Below are 24763 nucleotides of genomic sequence, written 5' to 3' on the forward strand. Positions count from 1 at the left end.
TCCCGAGTGGGAGAGGGGAGTTCTACCGCAGCTTCAGCGTCGCGAGGCCGAGCAGCGCCAGCACCACGGCGATGATCCAGAACCGGATCACCACCTGCGGCTCCTTCCAGCCCTTCTGCTCGAAATGGTGGTGGATCGGCGCCATCCGGAAGACGCGCTTGCCCGTGAGCTTGAAGGAGGCGACCTGGATGATCACCGAGGCGATCTCCAGCACGAACAGGCCGCCCACGACCGCGAGCACGATCTCGTGTTTCGTTGCCACCGCAACGGTGCCGAGAAGGCCGCCGAGCGCCAGGGAGCCGGTGTCCCCCATGAAGATCTGGGCCGGCGGCGCGTTGAACCACAGGAAGCCGAGCCCCGCCCCGATCAGGGCCCCGCAGACCACGGCGAGTTCGCCGGTGCCCGGCACGTAGTTCACCTGCAGGTAGGACGCGTAGATGACGTTGCCGACCAGGTAGGCAATGATCCCGAAGGTCGCCGCCGCGATCATCACCGGCACGATGGCAAGCCCGTCGAGCCCGTCCGTGATGTTCACCGCGTTACCGGCGCCGACGATGACGAAGCTCGCGAACAGGATCCAGAACAGGCCGAGATTGACGATCGCATCCTTGAAGACCGGGAAGGCGAGCCGGTAGGCGAGGCCCGGCGCCGAGTATTCCGCCACCGCCACGCAGGCCGCCACCGCGATCAGCGCCTCGAGCCCGAGCCGGAACTTGCCGGAGAACCCCTTGTGGCTCTGCTTCGTCACCTTGAGGTAGTCGTCGTAGAAGCCGATGGCGCCGAAGCCGAGGGTCACCACGACGGTGATCCAGACATAGCTGTTGCGCGGGTTCGCCCAGAGCAGGACAGCGACGAGGAGCCCGGCCAGGATCATCAGCCCGCCCATGGTCGGCGTGCCGCGCTTGGTCAGCAGGTGGGTCTGCGGCCCGTCCTCGCGGATCGGCTGGCCCTTGCCCTGGCGCAGGCGCAGGAGCGAGATGATCCACGGCCCGAACCAGAACACGAACAGGCCCGCGGTGAACAGGGCGCCGCCCGTCCGGAAGGTGATGTAGCGGAAGACGTTGAACGGCGAGAAGACGCCGCTCAGTTCGGACAGGAGGTACAGCACGGGCTCATCCCGATGGTGAGGTGAGCGCCGGCGGGGATGACGGCGCCGTCTGTGAAGGGTGCCGCCGCGGGAACGCCCGAGGGGTCAGTTCGGTCGACCGGCCGCGAGGCTGTCTGCGGCGCCCCCGTAGCGGGCTTTGAGGGCCTCGACAATCCGGCCCATGCGAATGCTGTTCGAGCCCTTGATCATCACCGCGTCGCCGGGGCGGATCTCGGACAGCACCGCATCGAGGAGTTCGGCGGAGGTCGGGGCGGCGACGCCGCGCGTGCCGGCCGGCAACGACTCGAACAATTCGGCCATCATCGGCCCGGCCGCGAAGACGAGGTCGATGCCGTGCTGCTCGACGCTAGCCGCCAGCTCCCGATGCAGGCGGGGCGCCTCGCTGCCGAGCTCCAGCATGTCGCCGAGCACCGCAATGCGCCGGCCTTGGCCCCGGATCTCGATCCCGGCGAGGGTCGCAAGGGCCGCGCGCACGGAGGCCGGATTGGCGTTGTAGCTCTCGTCGACGAGCAGCGCCTCGCCCTCGCGCAGCCGCAGCAAAGTGCGCTCGCCCCGGCCCACCGGCGGGTGCAGCTGCGCCAGCGAGAGCGCCGCGAGCGCAAGGTCGGCCCCGAGCGCATGCACCGCCGCCATCACGGCGAGGGAGTTCAGCGCCGTGTGGCGCCCCGGCGTGCCGAGCTGGTAGGTGACCGGAACCCCAAGCACGCTCGCATCGACGATCGAGAGGTCGGGGCGCATGACGATGCGCTCGGCCCGCACATCCGCCTGCGGGTGCTCGCCGAAACTCACGATGCGCCCGGCCCGCGAGGCGAGGGCATGCGCGGAGAGGCGCTCGAAATGCGGGTTGTCGCGGTTGAGGATCGCGATCCCGCCCGGCTCCAGGCCGCAGAAGATCTCGCCCTTGGCGTCGGCGATCCCGGAGAGCGAGCGGAAATGCTCGATATGGACCGGCTCGACCGTGGTCACGATGGCGATCTCGGGGCGCACCAGCCGGGCGAGCGGGGCGATCTCGCCCGCATGGTTCATGCCGATCTCGAACACCCCGAAGGCGCTCCCCGCCGGCATCCGGCCGAGGGTGAGCGGCACGCCCCAATGGTTGTTGTAGGAGGCGACCGAGGCGTGGGTGGTCCCTTGCGCGGCGAGGACGTGGCGCAGGGCCTCCTTGGTGCCGGTCTTGCCGACCGAGCCCGTCACCGCGAGGACCCGGGCGGCGCTGCGCGCCCGCGCCGCGGCCGCGAGCGCCCGCATGGCCGCTAGGACCGGATCGTCCCCCGCCTCCGGCACCACGACGAGCGGCCCGGATCCGGCAAGCTCGGCGGCGCGGGCCTGCGACACCACCGCCGCCCCCGCCCCGCGGGCGAGCGCATCGCGCACGAAATCGTGGCCGTCGCGAGTCTCCCCGCGGATGGCGAAGAAGAGATCGCCGACCTTCAGGGTGCGGGTGTCGATGGACAGCCCGGCAACGGGCTGCGCCGCGCCGTCGCGTCCCGCAGCATCGTCGCCTGCGGCGGCCAGAGTGCCGCCGGTGGCGGCCAGGACGGCATCGAGGGTCCAGAGGGGCTCGGTCATGCACGCGTCTCCTCGATCGCGCTCAGCACCGCGTCGCGGTCCGAGAACGGCAGCGTGCGGTTGCCGATGATCTGGCCCGTTTCATGACCTTTTCCGGCGACGACCAGCACGTCGCCGGGGCCGAGCCCCCGCACGGCCGTGCGGATCGCCTCGGCCCGATCGCCGATCTCCTCCGCGCCCGGCGCCGCGGCCAGGATCTCCGCCCGGATCGCCGCCGGATCCTCGCTGCGGGGGTTGTCGTCCGTGACGATGACCCGGTCGGCGCCCGCGACGGCGATGCGGCCCATCATCGGGCGCTTGGCGCGGTCGCGGTCGCCGCCGCAGCCCATCACGCAGACGAGGCGCCCGGTCGTGAAGGGCCGAAGCGCCTGGAGGACGCCGGCCAGCGCCTCGGGTTTATGCGCATAATCGACCACGCAGAGCGCGCCGTTATGGGTCGCGACCCGCTCCAGCCGGCCCGGAACGCCCGCGAGATGGCCGAGCGCGGCGACGACCTCCGGCAGGCGCCCGCGCCCGGCCGGCGTCGCCAGCACGAGGCCGGCCGCCACCAGCGCGTTCTCGACCTGGAAGCCGCCCACGAGGGGAAGATCGACCTGGTAGGCCCTCCCCTCCGCCTTGATGGTGAGCGCTTGCGCAAAGCCGCGGGTCTCGACGGCGGACAACCGCAGGGTCTCGCCGCTCAGGCCGGTGGTGACGAGGGGAAGCCCGCGGGCACGCACGGAGGCGGCAACGCGGTCCGCCATCGGCCCGTCCGCGTTGACGATGGCCGTGGCGGCGTCCGGCAGCAGGGTCTCGAACAGGCGCAGCTTGGCCGTCAGATACGCTTCGGGCGTGTGGTGGTAGTCGAGATGGTCGTGGCCGAGATTGGTGAAGGCGGCCGCCGTCAGGCGCACGCCATCGAGGCGCCGCTGCTCGATCCCGTGCGAGGAGGCCTCCATGGCGAGATCGGTGATGCCGTCGCCCGCGAGCCGGTCGAGGGTCTCGTGCAGGGTGACCGGATCGGGCGTGGTGAGCGAGCCGTAGGCGGCGCCCTCCCCGGTGACGACGCCGAGGGTGCCGAGGCTCGCCGAGCGCCGGCCGAGCCGCGCCAGGACCTGGCGGACGAAATCCGCGACCGAGCTCTTGCCGCTGGTGCCCGTGACCGCGACGATCGTCTCCGGCTGGCGCGCGAAGAGCCGCGCGGCGGCGAGCGCCAGGGCGCGGCGGGCATCCGGCACCGCCAGATAGGCGACTTCCGCCGGCAGCGCCTCCGGGCGCGGCCCCTCGGTCACCATCGCGACGGCTCCGGCGGCGGCGGCCGCCGTCGCGAAGCTGCGCCCATCCATCGTCGTGCCGGGCACCGCGACGAAGACGAAGCCGGGCCGCACCCGCCGGCTGTCGGCGGTGAGGCCCGTGACGGGGATCCCGGCCTCAGGCCCGGCGGCCTCGGGAAACAGCGCGCCGAGGGTGGTCGCCATGCTCATCGCCCGCCGACCTCGTTGGCGTGGTAGGCGCCGAGCTTGACCATCAGCGGGAAGGGCTTCGCCGGCGGCTCGAATTGCGGGGGAAGGCCGAGGATCGGCGCCACCCGGGCGATGATCCGGCCGGTGACCACGCCCGAGTTCCAGGCCGCGGTCGCATAGCCGCCGGATTCCGAGGCCACCGCCTGCGGCTCGTCCATGATCGTCACGAACAGGTATTTGGGCTTGTCCATCGGGGCGGCGGCCATGAAGGTCGTGAACAGCCGGTTCTTCACGTAGCGGCCGCCGATCACCTTCTCGGCGGTGCCGGTCTTGCCGCCGACGAAGTAGTACGGGATCGCGGCCTTCTTGGCCGAGCCCTCGGTGGCGTTGAGGCGCATGATGAACCGCATCGCCTCGCTGGTCTGCGGCGTCAAGACCTGGGTCGCCTTCTCGCGGGCGGCGGCCTCGTCGCGCTTCAGGAAGGTCGGCGTGATGAGGAAGCCGCCATTGGTGATGGCCCCCACGGCGGCGGCGGCCTGGATCGGCGCCACCGCGAGCCCGTGCCCGAACGCGATGGTGATCGTGTTGATCTCGGTCCAGCGCGGCGGGATGATCGGCTCGGCACTCTCCGGCAGCTCCGTCCGCATCCGGTCGAGCAGACCCATCTTCCTCAGGAAGGCCTTGTGGCCGGGCACGCCCACCCCGAGCGCCATCTTGGCCGAGCCGATGTTGGAGGAGTGGGTGAACACCTCCGGCAAGGTGATGACCCGGTTGGTGCCGTGGTATTCGTGGATCTTCTGCCGGCCCCAATGCAGCACGCCGCCGCGGGTGTCGAAGGTCGAGTTGACGGTGAACTTGCCCGATTCGAGGGCCATGGCCAGCGTCATCGCCTTGAAGGTCGAGCCCATCTCGTAGACGCCGACATTCATGCGGTTGATGCGGTCGGGATTGAGCGCGTCGGCGGGCTCGTTCGGGTCGAAGTCGGGCAGGGAGGCGAGCGCGATCACCTCGCCGGTATTCACGTCGAGGATCATCGCGGCTGCGGCCTTGGCGCGGTAATGCCCCATGCCCCAGGCCAGCTCGTCGCGCACCGCGTGCTGGGCGCGCAGGTCGATCGAGAGCTGGACCGGCGCGAGGTCGGCGGACTTCTCGATGAATCCTAAGTTGTTGAGATCCTTGAGCCCGGTCTTGTCGATGTACTTCTCCATGCCGGCGATGCCGACATTGTCGAGGTTGGCGAAGCCGAGCACGTGGGCCGCCGCGACGCCGTTCGGGTAGACGCGCTTGTGGTCGGGCAGGAAGCCGATCCCCGGGATGCCGAGCCGGTGGATCTCGGCCTGCTGCTTGGGCGTGAGCTCGCGCTTGACCCAGACGAAGCCCTTCTTGGTGCTGAGCTTCTCGCGCAGCTCGCGGGCGTTGAGCTGGGGCAGGACCGCGGTGAGCAGCTCGACCGCCTCGTCCTTGTCGTAGATGTTGCGCGGCTCGGCGAAGAGCGAGACCGTGCGGATGTCGGTCGCCAGGATCTCGCCGTTGCGATCGATGATGTCGGGGCGGATCGCCGTCGCGGCCGCCGCCGCGACCCGCTGGGCCGAGCTGCTCGGCTCCTCGGGCAAAGCCGCCGTCAGGACCAGCCGGCCGGCGATCACGGCGAAGACCGCCGCGAAGACGAGACCGACGAGGTTCACGCGCGCCGCGCTGCGCTCGACGGCGAAGCGGAACATCGCGCGCAGGATCGTCACGATCAGGGCTTGCCGCGCCGGGGCCTCGGCCTCTGGCTGGACGTGCTCGGGATATGCGTCGGACACGGGAAGAGCCTACCTCGTCGCCGTCGGGGTGCGGGTGGACGTGCGGGGGGAGCGGGAACCGGAGGTCGAGCCGGTGGTACGCGGCTCCTCGCCGCTCCGGCCCGTGGTCGCGGCGGGACGCTCCTTGGGCGCGGGCGTCGCCGTGGCGGTGAGCCCGAGGGATTCGAGCTTGCGGGCGATCTCGTCGCCGCGGTCGGGCCGCGCCGGCAGGTCGGCAAGACGCCCGAGATGCTGGGTCCCGATCGGTTCGAGCTGCAGGTACTTGTCCACGGCCGCCTGGAGGCGGTCGGGCCGGGTGAGGAGCTGCCACTCGGCGCGCAGCACCGCGGTCGCCTCCCGCTCCCGGCGCAGGCGGCTCTTGAGCTTGGCGACCTGCTCAGCCTGGTAGAGCGTGTCGTACTTGATCGAGTAGGCGTAGACGGCCGAGGCGATCAGGCCCGCGATGGCCACGAGGTGGAGGAGGCGGATCACCGGCGGCCTCCCCCGCGCTCGCGGGACGGCAGCGCGGCGAGCGCCGCAAGGGCGGTCAGGGGCTCAGGGATCGGCGCGTCGGTGCGCTCGCCCGCCCGGAGCTTGGCCGAGCGCGCCCGCGGATTGGCGGTGGCCTCCGCCTCGCTCGGGCCGATCGGCCCCTTGGTGACGAGCGTGAAGCTCCTCGGGGCCGGCTTCTCGGCCATCGGCAGGTGGCGGGAGGCCGAGACCGCGCGGCCGCTGCGGGCCGAGAAGAACTGCTTGACGATCCGATCCTCCAGCGAATGGAAGGTCACGACCGCGAGCCGGCCGCCGGGGCGCAGGATGCGCTCCGCCGCGTGCAGGGCCCGCTGCAGCTCGCCGAGTTCGTCGTTGACCGCGATGCGCAGGGCCTGGAAGGTCCGGGTCGCCGGATGGATGCCGCTGCCGGGCTCGGGCCTGACCACGCTCGCCACGATCTCGGCGAGCGTAGCCGTCGTGGCGATGCGGCCGCGGCGACGCGCCTCCAGGATCGCCCGGGCCACGGCGCGCGCGCGGCGCTCCTCGCCGTAATGGTAGATGATGTCGGCAAGCTCGGCCTCCGACGCCTCGTTGACGAGGTCGGCGGCGCTCGTCCCCCCGCTCTCCATGCGCATGTCGAGGGGTCCGTCCTGGCGGAACGAGAAGCCGCGCTGCGCCTGGTCGAGCTGCATCGAGGACACGCCGATGTCGAGGACGACCCCGTCGACGGTCTCGATCCCCTGCGCCCGCACGAGCCGGTCGAGCTCGCCGAACCGGCCCTGGACCAGCATGAGACGGCCCGCCATGGCCGCCGCGAGGCCGCGCCCAGTGGCGATGGCGGTCGGGTCGCGGTCGATAGCGATCACGCGCTGGCCCGGATCGGCCTCCAGGATGGCGCGGGTATAGCCGCCGGCCCCGAAGGTGCCGTCGACGACGATGCCCGGCCCCTCGCCGAGGCGCAGCGCGCTGCGCACCTCCTTGAGAAGCACCGGGATGTGGGGCGGCATCCCGCTCATCGCGCTTCCCCGCCGGTTTCCGGACGGCAGCGGCGCCGCCTCGCGGCAGCGGCGCGATCGCACGCGTGACGGTCCATGATGCTCCGCAATCGTTGAGAGCCGCGCGCCCGGCGGCTGCGTCCGGCGCAGCCGCGTGCCTCCTTGCGCCCCAACATAGGGCGCGCCGGGCCGAGGTCCGCCGAGGCAGGGTCCCGGCGCCGGTTTGCGGTGCGCCATCAATGAGTTGGAGTGGGCTATCATGGGCCTCCGGAAGCGTCAACGCGGCCCTCGCGGGGAGGCCATGTCGGCTGCCTGCGATCAGACGTCAGCAACGTTAACGAAGGCTTTCTGTAACCGGCCTTCTGCATCAAGCGTTGCGACACCAAAAAGGCAGCGGTTAGCCTTCAGCGCTTGCGCCGAGGACGGGACTTCAATCCGTACGAGCACTGCCCCTCAAACATGCGCATTCATAAGCGGTCGTGAGCGACATGCACATCAAACCGGATAGGAACGGTTTGCAGCAATGGTATATCATCAAGTGCTTCAATACGAGCTTGATACTGGCCCGCATCGAGCTTGTAGTGAACTATCAATTTTAAATAGTGATTCAAAGCCCACCCTTCCAGTTCATGCTCGATGTAGACTTTGTCATGTATTGTTTCTGGCAAATCATGGCTGAGCCGAATTATTGTCAGACGCACAGGGATTGGCAGACCATCGTTGATCGGACGCTTGGTCTTAGAATCGTGAGCACCACTTCCGGCTAGCTTGCTTACACGCTCACGATCTTTAGTCCTTTCAGGATCCTGTGGGTCACCGGACTTAAAGTAGGGATTTAGATAAAAAGAATGGCGTGCCGTCCTAAGCACGCTGAAGTAAACCTCAGCCTTAGCGCCTTTAACTCCAGCCTGGAATGGAACCTCTTCGTGAGCAAATCTCCATGTAAGTAAATATACAACCACACTCGCCAATAATCCGATAAAGATTAGAGATAATCCGAGAAAGACACGTTTCATCTTTAGGCTCAATCAATCCAGGACAGCTCGAATTGGCACTCACAGGACTCTTGGCTTCTGTCCGTGGTCGGCACGCTGGCCGCCACATGATCGCATTCCGATAGAAGGCAAGCCTATAGGCGACAGCGGACTTGGCCAACGGCCAGCATATTCGTCGACGCGGGCGATCCCCGCACCCTGAGCGAAGCCGCTTTAAGAAGTATCAGCCGGCCTGTAAGCCGGGTTCTGTAGGGCCCGGCGGAACCCGAAGGCTCCCCGGACGTGGCGGCCATTCCTCTGGGACGGCCGTCGCCGGCCGCCTCAAGCAACCAACCCGGGCGACGGGGCTGGAGAACGCCTCGCGCCGGCCCGAAGGCCGGCGCCTGTCGCCCCTATTCGGTTTTGCTCCCGGTGGGGTTTGCCGTGCCGTCCGCGTTGCCGCGTCCGCGGTGCGCTCTTACCGCACCCTTTCACCCTTACCGCTAAGGCACCCGGAGGTGCGCGCGGCGGTCTCCTCTCTGTGGCACTGTCCCTGGGGTCACCCCCGCCGGAGGTTATCCGGCACCGTCTCTCCATGGAGCCCGGACTTTCCTCCCCACCCGAAGGCGGAGCGGCCGCCCGGCCGGCTGATGCGCGCGATGTGCGATGCGGCGGCGGCAACGTCAAGCCGGATCGCCGCAGCACCGGGCAGCGCCGGTCCCGGCCCGCAGAGGATCCGCGGGCTGCGGGGCCGTGGGGCTTGCGGGTTGCCGCCCCGCCACCCGGCCCCTAACTGGCCGTCAAGGCCGCCGCGAGCCGCGGCCACCACCACGGAGGCAACCCATGAGCGAGACCGTCGAGGCCGGCTGGACGCTGGAGACCGTGCAGCAGCTCAGGACCATGGCCCGCGAGGGCGTGCCGCCCTCGGTGATGAGCCTGAAGCTCAAGCGCTCCGTCGCGGCGATCCACGCCAAGCTCGCCGAGCTCGGCATCACGCCGGCCGCGGAGGCCTGATCCGGTTTCCAGACGATCGTTCGGAGACTGGATCATCGCGCCCGCGCGGCGCGGAGCAGAGTTCCGCGCCGGCCTCCCGTCACGGCATGAGGGCGAAGAACAGGAACGAGGCGAAGATCACGAGGTGCACGATGCCCTGCAGGACGGTCGTGCGCCCCGTGCCCAGCGTGATCACGGCGACGAGCAGGGTGAGGGCAAGCAGCACCTGATCCTTCGGACCGAGCCCGAGGGCGAGCGGCTGCCCGATCAGCACCGAGACCAGGGCCACCGCCGGGATGGTCAGGCCGATCGTCGCCAGTGCCGAGCCGAGCGCGAGATTCATGCTGGTCTGCAGCCGGTCGGCGCGCGCCGCGCGCAAGGCGGCGAGCCCCTCGGGCATCAGCACGAGCGCCGCGATGACGATGCCGGCCACCGCCTTGGGGATGCCCAGACCGTCGATGCCGCGCTCCAGCGTGGGGGTGAGCACCTTGGCGAGCCCCACCACCGCCACGAGGCAGGCCAGGAGCAGCCCGAAGCTCGCGAGGGCGACCCTGACGGACGGCGGCGCGGCATGGTCGTCCTCGTCGCCTGCCCCGCTCTCCGGCAGGAAATAGTCGCGGTGGCGGATGGTCTGCACGAAGACGAACGACCCGTAGAGGACCAGGGAGGCGCCTCCGGCGAACAGAAGCTGGGGCACCGTGAAGACCGGACCGGCGGTGCTCACGAAGTTCGGCAGCACCAGGGTCAGGGTGACGAGGGCCGCCAGCACCGCGAGGGCGGCGAGCGCCCCCTGGAGCTGGAAGCCCTGCTCGCGGTGCCGCACGCCGCCCGCGAGCAGGCACAGGCCGACGAGGCCGTTGCAGATGATCATCACGGCCGCGAAGACCGTGTCGCGCGCGAGCCCCGCCTTGGCGGCCCCGCCGCCGATCATCACCGAGACGATGAGCGCGACCTCGATCACCGTGACCGCGAGCGCCAGCACGAGGGTTCCGAACGGCTCGCCGACCCGATGGGCGACGACCTCCGCGTGGAAGACCGCCGCGAACACCGTCGCGACCAGCACGATTCCGGCCCCCGCGAGCAGGAGGGCGGGCGGCTCGGTCAGAAGCGCGGCGCCGAGAACCATCCAGGCCAGGGCGGGCCAGCCCCAGGCCCACCACGGCATCCCGCCCTGCGGCACGTGCATCTCTCGTCCTCACTCCTGCGCGGTCCGCAGGAGCCGGACCCCGATCATTGCATTGCGGCGCCTGCCTCAGGCGCCCGGCTACCACGTGCCGGTATTCGGCATCGATGCCCAGGGCTCCTGCGGCGGCTTCGATCCGCCCTTCTGCAGGATCTCGATCGAGATCCCATCCGGCGAGCGGATGAAGGCCATGTGACCGTCCCGCGGCGGGCGGTTGATGGTCACGCCGGCTGCCTGCAGCTTGGCGCAGGTGTCGTAGATGTCGTCGACCTGATAGGCAAGATGCCCGAAATTGCGGCCGCCGGTATATTCCTCCGGATCCCAGTTGTAGGTCAGCTCGAGGAGCGGCGACTTGGTGTCCCTGGCGCGAGCGACGTCGCCCGGAGCGGCCAGGAACACCAGGGTGTAGCGGCCCTTCTCGTTCTCGACCCGGCGCACCTCCTGCAGGCCGAACTTGCCACAGTAGAAGTCGAGGGCGCGGTCGAGATCGGCGACCCGAACCATCGTGTGCAGATATTCCATCGGCGGGGGCTCCTGGATGACGGGGCCATATCTGGTTCGGGCTCCCGGCCAGGTCAACGCGGTCAGGGCGGCGGAGCGCGTTGCGCCCGGTCGCGCGCCGGCTACAACTGGCGTCGAGCCCGCCGCCCCCCGAGGAGCCCGCCTGCCCCATGCGCACCGAGACCCCGCCGATCGTCCGCCTCGCCGACTACCGGCCGAGCGACTACCTGATCGACCGGGTCGATCTCGATGTGCGGCTGCACCCGACCGAGACCCGCATCACCGCCACCCTGGCCCTGCGGCCGAACCCGCTCGGCGAGGCCGGCGCGCCCCTCGTCCTCGACGGCGACGACCTCACCCTGCTGGCGGTCGCCCTCGACGGCCAGCCGACCGCGCCGGGCGCCCTCGAGGCGACGCCCCGCGGCCTCACCCTGCACCAGCCCCCCCAGCGCCCCTTCGTGCTCTCCCTCGAGACGCAGGTGAACCCGAGCGCCAACACCAAGCTGATGGGGCTCTATCGCTCGAACGGCGTCTACTGCACGCAATGCGAGGCGGACGGCTTCCGGCGCATCACCTACTTCCTCGACCGGCCGGACGTGCTCGCGGTCTACACGACCCGCATCGAGGCCGACCGCGAGGAGGCGCCGGTGCTGCTCGGCAACGGCAACCCGGTCGAGGCGGGCGAGGCCGGGCCGGGGCGCCACTACGCGGTCTGGCACGACCCCTACCCGAAGCCCGCCTATCTGTTCGCCCTCGTCGGCGGGCGGCTCGGGCGGATCTCCTCCCGCTTCACCACCATGGAGGGCCGGGAGGTCGAGATCGCCGTCCATGTCGAGCCCGGGAAGGAGCACCGCGCACCCTACGCCCTCGACGCGGTGGCCCGCGCCATGGCCTGGGACGAGCGCGTCTTCGGCCGGCCCTACGACCTCGACGTCTTCAACGTCGTCGCCGTCTCCGACTTCAACATGGGCGCGATGGAGAACAAGGGCCTCAACATCTTCAACGACAAATACGTTCTGGCCAGCCCCGACACCGCCACAGACACGGATTACGCCAATATCGAGGCGATCATCGCCCACGAATACTTCCATAACTGGTCGGGCAACCGCGTCACCTGCCGAGACTGGTTCCAGCTGTGCCTGAAGGAGGGCCTCACGGTCTTCCGCGACCAGGAATTCTCCTCCGATGAGCGCTCGCGCCCGGTGCACCGCATCGCCGAGGTGCGCACCCTTCGCGCCCGCCAGTTTCCGGAGGATGCGGGACCGCTCGCCCATCCGGTCCGCCCGCAGGCCTACCGGGAGATCAACAACTTCTACACCGCGACGGTCTACGAGAAGGGCGCCGAGATCGTCCGGATGCTGCGCACGCTCCTCGGCCCTGAGCGCTTCCGGGCGGGCATGGACCTCTATTTCTCGCGCTGCGACGGCACCGCGGCGACGGTGGAGGATTTCCTCGCAGCCTTCGCGGAGGCGAGCGGCCGCGATCTTGCGGCCTTCGCGCGCTGGTACGCGCAGGCCGGCACGCCGACCGTCTCGGTGGCCGGCCGCTACGATCCCCATCAGTGCACCTACACCCTCGATTTCCACCAGAGCCTGCCGGCCATCGCCACCGAGGCAAGCGGCGGCGGCGCCCCCCAGCCCCTCGTCATCCCGATCTCCCTCGGCCTGGTGGCGCGGGAGGGCGGCGCCCTCGCGGCCCGTTCCGAGCGCGTGCGGGACGGCGTCTTCGTGCTTCAGGAGGAGAGCGACCGCCTCGTCTTCACGGAGGTCGCATCCGAGCCGGTGCCGTCGCTGTTCCGGGGCTTCTCCGCGCCCGTGAAGGTGGCCCATTCCCTCGACACGGCGCAGTGCCTCACCCTGCTCGCCCATGACAGCGACCCGTTCAACCGCTGGCAGGCGGCCCAGAACCTCGCCCTCGACATCCTCACGACGCGGGCGCGCGGCGGCGCCCCGCTCGCCGCGGAAGCCGGCCCCGGCGGCGCGGCCCTGGCGCAGGCCCTCGGCGGATTCCTCGATGCCGAGGCCCTGAAGGACCCGGCCTTCGCGGCCTTGGTCCTGGCGATCGCGGGCGACCAGGAGGTGGCGCAGGAGATCGGCGCCAACGTCGATCCCGATGCGATCCACCGCGCCCGCTGGACCCTGCGCGCGCATCTCGGTCGCGCGCTCCAGCCCCGGCTTCTCGCGCTGCGCGAGGCGCTGGCCGCGCCGGCGGGCCAGCCGTTCAGTCCCGACGCGGCGAGCGCCGGGCAGCGGGCCCTGCGCAATGCCGCCCTCGACCTGATCGCGGCGGCCGATCCGGAGCTCGGCACCCGCCTGGCCGAGGCGCAGTTCGAGGAGGCCGACAACATGACCGACCGGCTCGCGGCGCTGGCGGTCCTCACCCTGCTCCCGGGCGAAGGCCGCGAGCGGGCGCTCGCCGCCTTCGACGAGACCTATCGCGGCGAGCCCCTCGTCCTCGACAAGTGGTTCGCCCTCCAGGCGATGATCCCCGAGCCCGGCACGGTGGCGCGCGTGCGCGCGCTCATGCGTCACGAGGGCTATTCCGCCGCCAACCCCAACCGGGTGCGCGCGCTCATCGGCAGCTTCAGCCTCAACAATCCGACGCAGTTCCACCGGGAGGATGGCGCCGGCTACGAGCTCCTGGCCGAAACCGTGCTCGATCTCGACTCGCGCAACCCTCAGGTCGCAGCACGTCTGCTGACGGCTTTCAATACCTGGCGGATGATGGAGCCGGGCCGGCGCGCCCGCGCGGAGGCGCGACTGCGCATGATCGCGGCCTCGCCGGGACTCTCGCCGGATGTCTCCGACATCGCGAATCGATCGCTCGCCTCGGCCCGGCACCAGATAACGGCCTGAACGACCGAGCCAATCCCGATTCGGTCCCGGGCTGTCGCACACCCGTTTAACGACAGATTAACCATCCTCCCATCGCTGCGGAAAGCTGGACAAATCAGCTGTGGAAATGTCACAAGAGTGAGCGATTCGGCGCCGGGGCCGGCCGGCGAATCGCATCACCCGAGCGTGTGAGGATGAGAGTATGCTGGAGGCGGATCCCGCCCCACTCGCTGCACGTGCGGCCACGATCCTCGGCATCGCACGAGCCATCACCCCGGCTCACCAGCGGTTGGCGCGCGCGGAATCCTGGCTCCGCTTCGCGATCCCGGCGATCCTCGGCCTTTTCCTCATCTCGCTCTTTGCCATCACGGCGACCCAGCTCCTCGCCCAGCGCCGCGATGCCGTCGCCGAGGCGGGGCGGCAGATCGATCTCCTGGCGCGGCTCGTCGCGGCGAGCCTGTCGAGCACCGCTCCGGAATCGGAGCTACGCCTCGACGGCGCGGTCCCGGCCTCCGCCCTGGTGGCGGGGCGCGCGGTCTACCTGATCGGGCCGGACGACCGCATCGCCGCCTCCCTGCCCGCCCTCCTCCCTCCGGGGCACAGGCTCGCGGATCATCTCGGCGAGGCGCAACCGCTCCTGATCCTGGGCGAGCGCGCGGGCGTGATGACCGCCACGCTCGGCGGCGCGCCCGCCCTGGCGACCCTGCGCGCCCTGCCGTCCGGCCGGGGCCGGGTCGCGGTGGTCCAATCCCTCGACACGGCCACCGCCGACTGGCGGAGCCGCGCCCGCACCGAGGCGGTGGTCATCGGCACCGCCACGCTGGTCATCGTCTGCGTCGGGCTCGCCTATACGCTCCAGGCGGACCGGGCCCGCACGGTCGACCGCGTCTGCGAGCAGGTGCGCCAGCGGCTCGACACGGCGCTCTGCCGCGGGCGCTGCGGCCTGTGGGACTGGGACATCGCCCGCGGCCGCATCTACTGGTCGGACTCGATGTACCAGCTCCTCGGCTACGTCCGGGAGCACGAGTTCCTGTCGTTCGGCGACGTCAACGCGCTGGTCCACCCCGACGACACCGACCTCTACGGGCTCGCGAGCCAGCTCGCCGCCCAGGACGCCACCGTCGATCACGAATTCCGCATCCGCAGCGCGGCGGGCGAGTGGATCTGGCTCAAGGCCCGGGCGGAGATCGTGCGCGATCAGGACGATGGCGGGCGCCATCTCGTCGGGATCATCATCGACATCTCCGAGCAGCGCCGCCTCGCGGAATCCACGGCGACGGCCGACATGCGCCTGCGCGACGCAGTCGAGGCGGTGTCGGAGGCCTTCGTGCTCTGGGACGCGCAGAACCGCCTCGTCCTGTGCAACTCGAAGTTCCGGCGGCTTCACGCCCTGACCCTAGAGGAGGCCCAGCCGGGCCGGCGCTACGACGCGATCATGGGCCGGGCCGCCGTGCCGGCGGTGCGCCGCGAGATTCCCAACACCGACCTCGCCGAGCTCGGCGCGCGCACCTTCGAGGCCGAACTCGCCGACGGGCGCTGGCTTCAGATCAGCGAGCGGCGCACCAAGGACGGCGGCTACGTCTCGGTCGGCACCGACATCACCACCCTCAAGCGCCACCAGGAGCGCCTCGTCGAGTCCGAGCGCCAGCTCATCGCCACCATCGCCGACCTCAAGCGCTCGCGCCGCACCCTCGAACTCCAGACCCAGCAGCTCGCCGACCTCGCCGAGCGCTATCTCGACCAGAAGGCCCAGGCCGAGAGCGCCAACCGCTCCAAATCCGAGTTCCTGGCCAATATGAGCCACGAGCTGCGCACTCCGCTGAACGCGATCCTCGGCTTCGCCGAGGTGATGCAGGACGAGGTCTTCGGGCAGCTCGGCTCGGAGAAGTACCGGGAATATTGCCGGGACATCCGCTCCAGCGGCCACTATCTGCTGTCGGTCATCGACGACATCCTCGACATGTCGCGCATCGAGGCGCGCCGGGTGACGCTGGTGAAGCAGCCCGTGCCGGTGGCGGAGGCCCTGGAACGCGCCCTCAAGCTCATCGCCGAGCCGGCCCGCGCCAAGGGCCTGACGCTCAGCGTCGAGATGAGCGCCGACGCGGTGGTGCTGGCCGACGAGCGCGCCCTGCATCAGATCCTGGTGAACCTGCTCCAGAACGCCGTGAAGTTCACGCCCGAGGCGGGCCGCGTCGCGGTCCGCACCCGGCGGGCGCTCGACGCCGTCCACATCTTCGTGGAGGACAGCGGCATCGGCATCCCGAAGGCGGTGCTGCCCAAGCTGGGCGCCCCCTTCGAGCAGGTCGAGAGCAACTTTTCGCGCAGCTTCAAGGGGTCCGGCCTCGGGCTCGCCATCTCGCGCTCGCTCACGGAACTGCATGGCGGACGCCTGCGCATCCGCTCGGAGGTGGGATGCGGCACGATCGTCCTCGTGCGCCTGCCCCAGCCGCCGCGGGGCGCGGCCGGCGATCCAGAGGTCGTCGAGATCGTGCGCGACGCGGCAGCGCCGTCGTCTCGGAAGGTGGCGGCGCCGGAGCCGGCGGAGGCCTGAAATCGAGCCGCTTCGCGGCGAGTCCTTGTGCTGCATTCCGGATCTTCTTCCGCTCGCGCTTCAGTCGTCCGGAAAAAGGGAGGTGATACGGCTTCCGGTTGATCTGTTCCAAGACGAGTCCGCGCGGGGAACCCCTCTCCTATGCGGGAGAGGGGCAGGCGATCGAAGATCGCGCGTGAGGGCCCAGGTGGTTCGGCAAGAGGACTGAACCGTCCCGCTGCCAGCACAACGCTTAGTGATTCATGGCGGCACCGTCCGGGACCCTCACGTGGGATCTTCGATCCCCATACCCCTCTCCCGCACGGGAGAGGGGTTCCCGCGGTTCCCGCGCCCTCTTGTCTCCGAACAGATCAACCGGAAGCCGTATGAACCTGCTGCCGAAGCCGATCGCCCCGCGCGGTCGGGAATGACGATCATCGCCATGAGGCGATGCTGCCGGCAGCGGCCGCTCTGCTCGACGCGGAATGATCACCCGAGCAGCCGCTCGAACCATCCCCTCACCTCGGCTCTCGTCTCGGCGAGCCGGGCGAGCAGGGCCGTCTCGTCCGGCAGGCCCGCGGCCGCGGCGAGGCGCGCCCGGGTGGCGGGGGCGGCACCCTTCTCGAAGGGCCCCTCCACCATCAGACGCTGCCAGTGATGGACGTCGTCGAGGAGGCGGTAGGCCGTCTCCAGCGGATCCGCGGCCGCCTCGGGCACGAGGCCGAGCGCCCGCGCCTCAGCAATGACCGCCGGGGCATCGAGGCCGATCAGGCTTGGATGCGCGGCCGCATGGATCAGGACCAGCGCCTGCGCCAGGAAGTCGAGGTCGAGGAGGCCGCCCGGCGCGAGCTTGAGATCGTGGGGACCGCCGTCGCCCTTCTCGCGGGCGATGAGCGCCCGCATGTCGCGCACCTCCCGGGCGACGCGGGCCGGGTCGCGCGGGCTCCTGACGATCGCCGCAATGGCGGCCTCGATCTCCGCGCCGAATTCGGGATCGCCCGCGAGCACCCGGGCGCGGGTCAGCGCCATGTGCTCCCACAGATCCGCTTCCTCGCGCTGGTAGGGCACGAAGCGCGGCCATTGCCCGGCGACCGGGCCCTGCCGGCCTCCCGGCCGCAGGCGCAGATCCACCTCGTAGAGATGCCCGCGCCGGGTCGGCACCGTCAGGGAAGCGACGAGGCGCTGAGTGAGCCGGTTGTGGTAGACGGCCGCATCGAGGGGGCGCTGCCCGTCGCTCTCGCGATCCTGCGGGTCGAAATCGTACAGGACGACGAGGTCGAGGTCGGACTCGGCCGTGAGCTGGCGCGAGCCGAGCCGCCCGAGCCCGAGCACCGCGATCCGGGCCGCCCGCACCCGTCCGTGCTCCGCCGCGAAGACCTCCTGCACGGCCCCGAGCGCCTCGGCGATGGCGGCCTGGGCGATCGCCGCATAGGCGCGGCCGGCTCCGGCGGGCGGCAGGATGCCGGAGAGGAGGCGCGCGCCCGTGACGAAGCGCATCTGCCGGGCGGCATCGCGGAGGCGGTCGAGGAAATCCTCGAAGACCTGAGGCGCGCCGACGAGGCGGCGCATCTGCGCGGCCATCGCCGCCTCGTCGGTGACCGGCTCGACGAAGGCCGGGTCGATCACCGCATCGAGGACATGAGGGCTGTAGGCCACGGTTTCCGCAAGACGCGGCGCCGTGCCGAGGAGATCGGCGAAGAGGAGCCGCAGCCGCTCGTGCGAGCGCAGGATGGTGAGGAGTTCGACCGCGGCCGGCATGCGGCCGAAGGCGTGGTCAAGGGCGGCGAGCGCCCCGTCCGGATCCGCGGTGCCGGCAAGCGCCTGGAGCAGGGCCGGAACGAGTTCGGTGACGACCTCGCGGGCGCGGGCGCTCGTCACGGCGGGCCGCCTCCCGTGGTGCCAGCCGCGCACCGTCTCGATCGCCCGCTCCGGATGGCGAAATCCGAGCCGCCGCAGGGTCGCAAGCGTCGCCGGATCGTCCTCCGCCCCGGTGAAGACGAGATCGCCCATCTCCGCCGAGAGGTCGGGGCCGGCCTCGAACAACAGCGCGTAATGTGCCTGCACACGGGTCGCCTGCCCGACCAGCGCCGCCCCGAGCGCCTCGGCGTCCCGGTAGCCGCAGAAGCGCGCGAAGCGGGCGAGCCGCCCCGGATCCTCGGGCAGGCGCTGGGTCTGCTCGTCGGCGACCATCTGCAGCCGGTGCTCGATGGTGCGCAGGAACCGGTAGGCCTCGCACAACTCGTCGCGGGCCTGCGGCGTGATCCAGCCCTCGTCGTGAAGGGCCGGCAGCATGTCGAGGGTGCGCTGGCCGCGCAGGGACGGGCGACGCCCGCCGAAGACGAGTTGCTGGGTCTGGACGAAGAACTCGACCTCCCGGATTCCGCCGCGGCCGAGCTTGATGTCGTGGCCCGCCACCGCGATGGCGCCGTGGCCGCGCACCGCGTGGATCTGGCGCTTCATGGCGTGCACGTCGGCGATCGCCGCGAAGTCGAAATACTTGCGCCACACGAAGGGGCGCAGCTCCGCGAGGAATCGCTCGGCGACCGGGAGGTCCCCGGCGACGGGCCGCGCCTTGATGAAGGCGGCGCGCTCCCAGTTCTGGCCGACCGTCTCGTAATAGGTGAAGGCGGACTCGAGGGAGAGTGCGGTCGGGGTCGCGCCCGGGTCGGGACGCAGGCGGTAATCGACCCGATGGACGTAGCCGTCCGCCGTGCGCTCCTGCAGGAGCTTGGCGAGGCCCTGCGCGAGCCGGCTGAAGAAGGGCGTGGCCTCGACGCCCTCGCGCAGGGGCGCAGTGGCGGGGTCGAAGAACACGATAAGGTCGATGTCGCTCGAATAGTTGAGCTCGCCCGCGCCGAGTTTGCCCATGCCGAGCACGATGAGGCCGCTGCCCTCCTGCGGCGCCGCCGGGTCGCGCGGCCGGAAGCGGCCCGTCGCTGCGGCCTCGAGCAGGACGGCGTCGAGGGCGGCCCTCACGGAGGCGTCGGCGAAGTCGGACAGGGCCGCCGTGACTGCCTCCAGCGACCAGACCCCGCCGATGTCGGCGAGCGCGATCAGGAGCGCGTGCTCCGCGCGGTTGCGGCGCAGCGCGCAGGCGACGGCCTCCCGCGGCGCGCCCGCGGCGCCCGCCGCCCATTGGGCGGCCACGAGGTCCGCATGGGCCGCCTCCGGGGCCTGCGCGAGGAGCCGCGCGAGCCGGTCCGGCTCGCGGGCGATCAGCCCCCACAGGAAGGGCGAATGGTCGGCAAGGCCGAGCACCAGGGCGCGCACCGGGCCGTCCCTGCGCAGGGCGGCGGCGAGGCCGGCATGGTCCGGCACGGCGTCGAGGGCCTGCAGGAGATCGGCGAGGCGGTCGCGGGCCCGCTCGGCCTCTGACAGGAGGGGGCCGGTCCGGATCCGGTCGAGGAGCGGGGCTGACATCGCGCGGCCTCCCGTTGGGGCTGGTCGCGCCCCTTGCGGCGGTCGTGGCATGATCCGCCCTCGGCGACAACCGTCGGCGTGACGGGTCAGAAGTCGAGCGGCGCGTTGTCGATCACCTCCTTCATCACGAAGAAGGTCCGTGTCTGCCGCACGCCGGGCAGCGCGATCAGCTTCTCGCCATGGAGGCGGTTGAAATCGGCCATGTCGCCGACCCGGATCTTGAGGACGTAGTCGAAATCGCCGGCCACGAGGTGGCAGTCGAGCACGAAGCCGAGGGACACGACGGCGCGCTCGAAGGCCGCGAAGCTCTCCGGCGTCGAGCGGTCGAGCACCACGCCCACCATCACGAGTGCGCCCCGCCCCACCGCCCGCGGCGCCACCATGGCACGCACGCCGGTGATGAATCCGCCCCGGAACAGCCGCTGCATGCGCCGGTGGCAGGTGGCGGGGCTGAGATTCACCCGCTGGGCCAGCTCGGCATTGGTCAGGCGGCCATCCTCCTGGAGGAGGCGCAGCATCTTCACGTCGATGCGGTCGAGCTTAAGGTGGGTGAAAGGATCTTCCATGGATTGCGCTTCCGGTGGCGTTCTCCCTCATATCACGGCCGGCCAAGCGCCTGAACCGCCAGCACGGGACCGTTCTTCGAGAGCACCTTTCGCAGCAAGTGGGTTAGGTTCGCGGCGCTTCCCCGCTCATCCGGAGATCCGACCGTGCTGGAGAAATTCGAACGCTACCCGCTGACCTTCGGGCCGACCCCGATCGAGCGCCTCGGCCGCCTCTCCGCTCATCTTGGCGGCCAGGTCGAACTCTACGCCAAGCGGGAGGATTGCAACTCGGGGCTCGCCTTCGGCGGCAACAAGCTGCGCAAGCTCGAATACATCGTGCCGGATGCGATCGCCTCGGGCGCCGACACGCTGGTCTCGATCGGCGGGGTGCAGTCCAACCACACCCGCATGGTGGCCGCGGTGGCGGCGAAGATCGGCATGAAGTGCCGCCTCGTGCAGGAAGCCTGGGTGCCGCACGAGGACGCCGTCTACGACCGGGTCGGCAACATCATGCTGAGCCGCATCCTGGGGGCAGATGTGCGGCTCGTCGATGACGGCTTCGACATCGGCATCCGGTCGAGCTGGCAGGAGGCGATCGACGACGTCAAGGCGAAGGGCGGCCGGCCCTACGCCATCCCGGCCGGCGCCTCGGTGCACAAGTTCGGCGGCCTCGGCTATGTGGGCTTCGCCGAGGAGGTGCGGGCGCAGGAGCGCGACCTCGGCTTCACCTTCGATTACATCGTCGTGTGCACGGTCACCGGCTCGACCCATGCGGGGATGGTCGTGGGCTTCGCCAAGGACGGGCGCGAGCGCCGGGTGATCGGCATCGACGCCTCGGCGACCCCGGCCCAGACCAAGGCGCAGGTGCTCGACATCGCCCGCCGCACCGCCGACCTCGTCGGCCTCGGGCGCGACCTGTCGGCGGACGACGTGGTGCTGAACGAGGACTATGCCTATCCGGTCTACGGCGTGCCGTCGCAGGAGACCAAGGATGCGATCCGCCTCTGCGCGCGGCTCGAAGGCATGATCACGGACCCGGTCTACGAGGGCAAGTCCATGCAGGGCATGATCGACCTCGTGCGCAAGGGCTTCTTCCCCGCGGGCTCGAAGGTGCTCTACGCGCATCTCGGCGGCGCCCCGGCCCTCAACGGCTACGGCTACACCTTCCGCAACGGCTGAGCGGGGTTCTCCCCGCTCGGGAGAGAGGATGCCCCGGAGGGTGGACCCCTTTTCTCCGTCCGGACATCCGACCCTTCAAAGACTTAGAGTCCATCCGGCGCTTCCGGAGGCGCCGGATGGACTCGAGCGGGCAGGGCCAGGGTCGCGCGCAGGCCCGGCCCGTTGTCCTCCAGCAGGAAGGCGCCCTGATGCAGGCGGGCGACCGCGTTGACGAGGCTGAGGCCCAGGCCGAAGCCGGGGCGCGAGCGGGCCGTCTCCAGGCGCACGAAGCGCTCCAGCACCCGGCCGCGTTCGGCCTGCGGAATGCCGGGGCCCCGGTCCGAGACGGTGAGGCGCACCGCCTCGCCGACCCGCCGCGCCTCGATCGTGACGGTCGGCTCGGCGGCCTCGGCGCCGTACTTGAGGGCATTGTCGATCAGGTTCGCCACCGCCTGCCCGATCAGCTCCCGGCTGCCATGCACGGTGAGCCCGGAGGCGATGTCCGTGCGCAACGCCACGCCGCGCTCCTCGGCCACCGCCTCGTAGAGCTCCGCGACCTCAAGGGCGACCGCCCCGGCATCGAAATCGGCGAGGGTCTCGCGCGTGCCCCCGGCTTCGAGGCGCGCGATCATCAACAGGGCGTTGAAGACCCGGATGAGGTTGTCGCTCTCCTCGATATTGGCTTCCAGGGCCGCCCGCAGCGTCTCGGCGTCGTGGCCGGTGCGCAGGGCCTCGTCGGCCTTGTTGCGCAACCGCGTCAGCGGCGTCTTGAGGTCGTGGGCGATGTTGTCGGAGACTTCGCGCAGGCCCTGCATCAATTCGCCGATGCGGTCGAGCATGGCGTTGAGGTTCTGCGCGAGGCGGTCGAGTTCGTCGCCGGTCCCGGCGAGCGTGAGGCGTCCGTCGAGGTCGCCCGCCATGATGCCGCGGGTGATTTCCGTCATGGCGTCGACGCGCTTGAGGACGCGTTGCGCGATGAACAGGCTGCCGACGAAGCCGAGCCCCACCACGAGCATCAGCGACCATGCGAAGGCGCGCGCGATCACCGCGCGCAGGCGGTCGCGCTCCTCGACGTCGCGCCCGACCAGGAGGCGGAAGCCCCCCGGCAGGGTGAAGATGCGCACGATCGCCCGGTGGTCGAGCCGGTCGCCGTCGGTGCCGCGGCCATAGGCCGTCTCGGTCTGGCCCGGCTCCGCCAGGAGGCCCGGCGGCAGCGACTCGACGTTGCCGACCACGTGCTCGCCGGCCGGCGTGGTCACGAGATAGAGCGAGGCGCCGGGTTCGCGGGCGCGCCGCTCGACCACGCTGACGAGGCGGCGGATGCCGCCCGCCGCGTATTGCTCGGACAGGCCACTGATCTCCGCCTCGATGGTGGAGACGATCTGGTCATCGAGCACCTGTCGGGCGTTCCAGGCGACATAGCCGAGCGCGAAGAACGCGAAGGCCGCGAAGACCAGCAGATAAGCGAGCGAGAGCTTGAACGCGGTGGTGCGAAACAGCGTGCCGAGGCGCGCCGGCACGCCCTCCGCGACGGGCGCGCGCGCGCTCACCCCTCGCCGCCGGCCCGGACCATGTAGCCGGCACCCCGTACCGTGTGGATCATCGGCCGCTCGAACCCCTTGTCCACCTTGGCGCGCAGGCGCGAGACATGGACGTCGATGACGTTGGTCTGCGGATCGAAGTGGTAGTCCCAGACGTGTTCGAGCAGCATCGTGCGGGTCACGACCTGCCCGGCATGGCGCATCAGGTATTCGAGCAGGCGGAACTCGCGCGGCTGGAGCACGATCTCCTGGCCTCCGCGGGTGACGCGGTGCGACAGCCGGTCGAGTTCGAGGTCGCCGACCCGGTAGGCGGTCGGCTCGCCCGCCCCTCCCCCGCGGCGGCGCGCCAGAACCTCGATCCGGGCGAGGAGTTCCGAGAAGGCATAGGGCTTCGGCAGGTAGTCGTCGCCCCCGGCCCGCAGGCCCTTCACCCGGTCGTCGACCTGCCCCAGCGCCGAGAGGATCAGGACCGGCGTCTCGACGCCCTGCTCGCGCAGCGACCGGATCAGCGAGAGTCCGTCGAGCTTCGGCAGCATGCGGTCGACCACGAGCACGTCGTAATCCCCCTCGCGGGCGAGCGCATAGCCGTCGAGCCCGTCGGCGGCGAGATCCGCCACGTGGCCGGCCTCGCGAAAAGCTTTCGAGAGATAGGACGCCGCCTCGCGGTCGTCCTCGATGATCAGGAGACGCATGGGACGCGATACTATCCCAACTCGGGCACACCGCCTGCCGCTTAAGCAGGTTTCGGACAAGTGCCTTGCGGTTTTCCGTCAAAAACCTGCGACATAGCAAAAGCCTAGGCAGGCTTGCGTCGGCATGCCGACGCAAGCCTGCCTAGGCCCGCCCCGACGTGCCGGCCGGGGGCGCGGCGATCGGCACGTCGGGTTCGCCTCGCTTAAGGACGGCAGGCCGGGCAGCGAAGCGCCCGACCTGCCGCGGCTGAGACCGGCGGATCGTCCTGGGGGGCGACGATGGATCCGACGGTCCGGCCCTCGGGGCCGGGGCGGTGGAGCCCGGGGGATGAGAGGTCCCGACCACGCCCGGCGACATCCCCAGTGATGCGCCGGCGCGGCTTACGCCTGCGTCTCCGGAACATGACATTCCGGTAAGGCAGGCCCTGGAGCAGGATCCGTTCCACCATGAACGGATCCTGCTCCAGGTTTTTGATTGTGCCGCATTGTCTGCGACGAACCGGGATCCACTTCGTCGGAAAATGCTCTAGGCCTCGGCGAGGCTGAGCTCGCGTGCCGGCGTCTTGACGATCGGAAGACCGAGAGTCAGGGCGCGGGCGAGTTCCGAGCGCCGCTTCGAGTAATCGGCGCAGGTCATCGGGTAGTCGGGCGGCAGGCCCCATTTCTCCCGATAGGCCTCCGGCGTCAGGCCGAGCCGCGTGAGATGGCGGCGAAGGGTCTTGTAGGGTTTGCCGTCCTCGAAGCTGATCAGCGCGTCGTAGGTGATTGAGCGGCGGATCTCGGCGGGTGTCGGCTTCGGAGGACCGGACGGAGCGGTCGTCCCCTGCGCGGCGCTGTGCAACGCCGCGTGGATCTCGCCGATCAGGCGGGGCAGCTCGCCGCTCTGCAGGTGGTTCCGGCTCAGATAGGCAGTCGCGATATCAGCCGTCAGCACGGCGAGCTTGCCGGCGTTCGGAAACGTGGAAGTCATGAGATATGTGGCCTTGCCGAAGGCGGGTGTCC

18 protein-coding genes and 1 other RNA gene are annotated in these 24763 nt (G+C 70.4%); 4 read left to right on the top strand and 15 right to left on the bottom strand.

Annotated elements, in window-relative coordinates:
- Positions 1-22: 22 nt before the first annotated feature.
- From mraY to rnpB, 8 genes are all read right to left on the bottom strand, one after another.
- Positions 23-1108 carry a phospho-N-acetylmuramoyl-pentapeptide-transferase gene (mraY, locus tag MNOD_RS25870; RefSeq protein WP_015931917.1) on the bottom strand — a complete coding sequence of 362 codons (1086 nt, stop codon included), beginning with the start codon at positions 1106-1108 and terminating at the stop codon, positions 23-25.
- An 84-nt stretch (positions 1109-1192) separates the two neighbouring features.
- A complete protein-coding gene (locus MNOD_RS25875; RefSeq protein WP_015931918.1) occupies positions 1193-2677 on the bottom strand; it encodes a UDP-N-acetylmuramoylalanyl-D-glutamyl-2,6-diaminopimelate--D-alanyl-D-alanine ligase in 1485 nt (494 codons plus the stop codon).
- Positions 2674-4140, bottom strand: coding sequence for a UDP-N-acetylmuramoyl-L-alanyl-D-glutamate--2,6-diaminopimelate ligase (locus tag MNOD_RS25880; protein ID WP_015931919.1), 1467 nt, complete (start codon positions 4138-4140; stop codon positions 2674-2676). The genes MNOD_RS25875 and MNOD_RS25880 overlap by 4 nt, the downstream gene beginning before the upstream one ends.
- Positions 4137-5864, bottom strand: a complete 1728-nt coding sequence (locus tag MNOD_RS25885; protein WP_341874497.1) for a peptidoglycan D,D-transpeptidase FtsI family protein — start codon at positions 5862-5864, stop codon at positions 4137-4139. The genes MNOD_RS25880 and MNOD_RS25885 overlap by 4 nt, the downstream gene beginning before the upstream one ends.
- Positions 5865-5933: 69 nt before the next feature.
- Complete coding sequence (gene ftsL, locus MNOD_RS25890) at positions 5934-6395, bottom strand: cell division protein FtsL (RefSeq protein WP_015931921.1); 462 nt, start codon at positions 6393-6395, stop codon at positions 5934-5936.
- On the bottom strand, positions 6392-7411 hold the full coding sequence (gene rsmH / locus MNOD_RS25895) for a 16S rRNA (cytosine(1402)-N(4))-methyltransferase RsmH (protein WP_015931922.1): 1020 nt from the start codon (positions 7409-7411) through the stop codon (positions 6392-6394). Before rsmH ends, ftsL begins: the two co-directional genes overlap by 4 nt.
- A gap of 446 nt (positions 7412-7857) precedes the next feature.
- Positions 7858-8406 carry a DUF5625 family protein gene (locus MNOD_RS47130; protein WP_157091555.1) on the bottom strand — a complete coding sequence of 183 codons (549 nt, stop codon included), beginning with the start codon at positions 8404-8406 and terminating at the stop codon, positions 7858-7860.
- Between the two features lie 198 nt (positions 8407-8604).
- An RNA gene (gene rnpB, locus MNOD_RS42090) (RNase P RNA component class A) lies at positions 8605-9015 on the bottom strand.
- Between the two features lie 192 nt (positions 9016-9207).
- Between rnpB and MNOD_RS48250 the strand changes: the two genes are divergently transcribed.
- The gene (locus MNOD_RS48250; RefSeq protein ID WP_015931923.1) at positions 9208-9378 is read left to right on the top strand and encodes a hypothetical protein; all 171 of its coding nucleotides are present in this window, start codon (positions 9208-9210) and stop codon (positions 9376-9378) included.
- Positions 9379-9457: 79 nt separating this feature from the next.
- Here the strand turns inward: MNOD_RS48250 and MNOD_RS25900 are convergent, their stop codons facing one another.
- Both MNOD_RS25900 and MNOD_RS25905 read right to left on the bottom strand, forming a co-directional pair.
- Positions 9458-10543: a calcium:cation antiporter gene (locus MNOD_RS25900; RefSeq protein ID WP_015931924.1), complete on the bottom strand. Its 1086-nt coding sequence runs from the start codon at positions 10541-10543 to the stop codon at positions 9458-9460.
- Positions 10544-10621: 78 nt separating this feature from the next.
- Positions 10622-11062, bottom strand: a complete 441-nt coding sequence (locus tag MNOD_RS25905; protein ID WP_015931925.1) for a VOC family protein — start codon at positions 11060-11062, stop codon at positions 10622-10624.
- Between the two features lie 149 nt (positions 11063-11211).
- Here MNOD_RS25905 and pepN point away from each other — a divergent pair, with 149 nt between their 5' ends.
- Entirely contained in the window at positions 11212-13896 is a 2685-nt protein-coding gene (pepN, locus tag MNOD_RS25910) for an aminopeptidase N (RefSeq protein ID WP_015931926.1), read from the top strand.
- 181 nt (positions 13897-14077) lie between these two features.
- Positions 14078-16426 carry a PAS domain-containing sensor histidine kinase gene (locus MNOD_RS25915; RefSeq protein WP_015931927.1) on the top strand — a complete coding sequence of 783 codons (2349 nt, stop codon included), beginning with the start codon at positions 14078-14080 and terminating at the stop codon, positions 16424-16426.
- A 468-nt stretch (positions 16427-16894) separates the two neighbouring features.
- Here the strand turns inward: MNOD_RS25915 and MNOD_RS25920 are convergent, their stop codons facing one another.
- Positions 16895-19825, bottom strand: coding sequence for a bifunctional [glutamine synthetase] adenylyltransferase/[glutamine synthetase]-adenylyl-L-tyrosine phosphorylase (locus MNOD_RS25920; RefSeq protein ID WP_015931928.1), 2931 nt, complete (start codon positions 19823-19825; stop codon positions 16895-16897).
- An 86-nt stretch (positions 19826-19911) separates the two neighbouring features.
- Entirely contained in the window at positions 19912-20391 is a 480-nt protein-coding gene (locus MNOD_RS25925) for an Lrp/AsnC family transcriptional regulator (protein WP_015931929.1), read from the bottom strand.
- A gap of 144 nt (positions 20392-20535) precedes the next feature.
- Here MNOD_RS25925 and MNOD_RS25930 point away from each other — a divergent pair, with 144 nt between their 5' ends.
- Positions 20536-21549, top strand: a complete 1014-nt coding sequence (locus tag MNOD_RS25930) for a 1-aminocyclopropane-1-carboxylate deaminase (protein WP_015931930.1) — start codon at positions 20536-20538, stop codon at positions 21547-21549.
- Positions 21550-21632: 83 nt separating this feature from the next.
- On the opposite strand, the gene MNOD_RS25935 is transcribed toward MNOD_RS25930, so the two are convergent.
- The 3 genes from MNOD_RS25935 to MNOD_RS25945 form a co-directional block, all read right to left on the bottom strand.
- Positions 21633-23078 carry a sensor histidine kinase gene (locus MNOD_RS25935; protein ID WP_015931931.1) on the bottom strand — a complete coding sequence of 482 codons (1446 nt, stop codon included), beginning with the start codon at positions 23076-23078 and terminating at the stop codon, positions 21633-21635.
- On the bottom strand, positions 23075-23761 hold the full coding sequence (locus MNOD_RS25940) for a response regulator transcription factor (protein ID WP_015931932.1): 687 nt from the start codon (positions 23759-23761) through the stop codon (positions 23075-23077). The genes MNOD_RS25935 and MNOD_RS25940 overlap by 4 nt, the downstream gene beginning before the upstream one ends.
- 526 nt (positions 23762-24287) lie before the next feature.
- On the bottom strand, positions 24288-24731 hold the full coding sequence (locus MNOD_RS25945) for a Ros/MucR family transcriptional regulator (protein WP_015931934.1): 444 nt from the start codon (positions 24729-24731) through the stop codon (positions 24288-24290).
- Positions 24732-24763: the final 32 nt, after the last annotated feature.

The sequence above is a fragment of the Methylobacterium nodulans ORS 2060 genome (assembly GCF_000022085.1).
GTDB classification, from domain to species: Bacteria; Pseudomonadota; Alphaproteobacteria; order Rhizobiales; family Beijerinckiaceae; genus Methylobacterium; species Methylobacterium nodulans.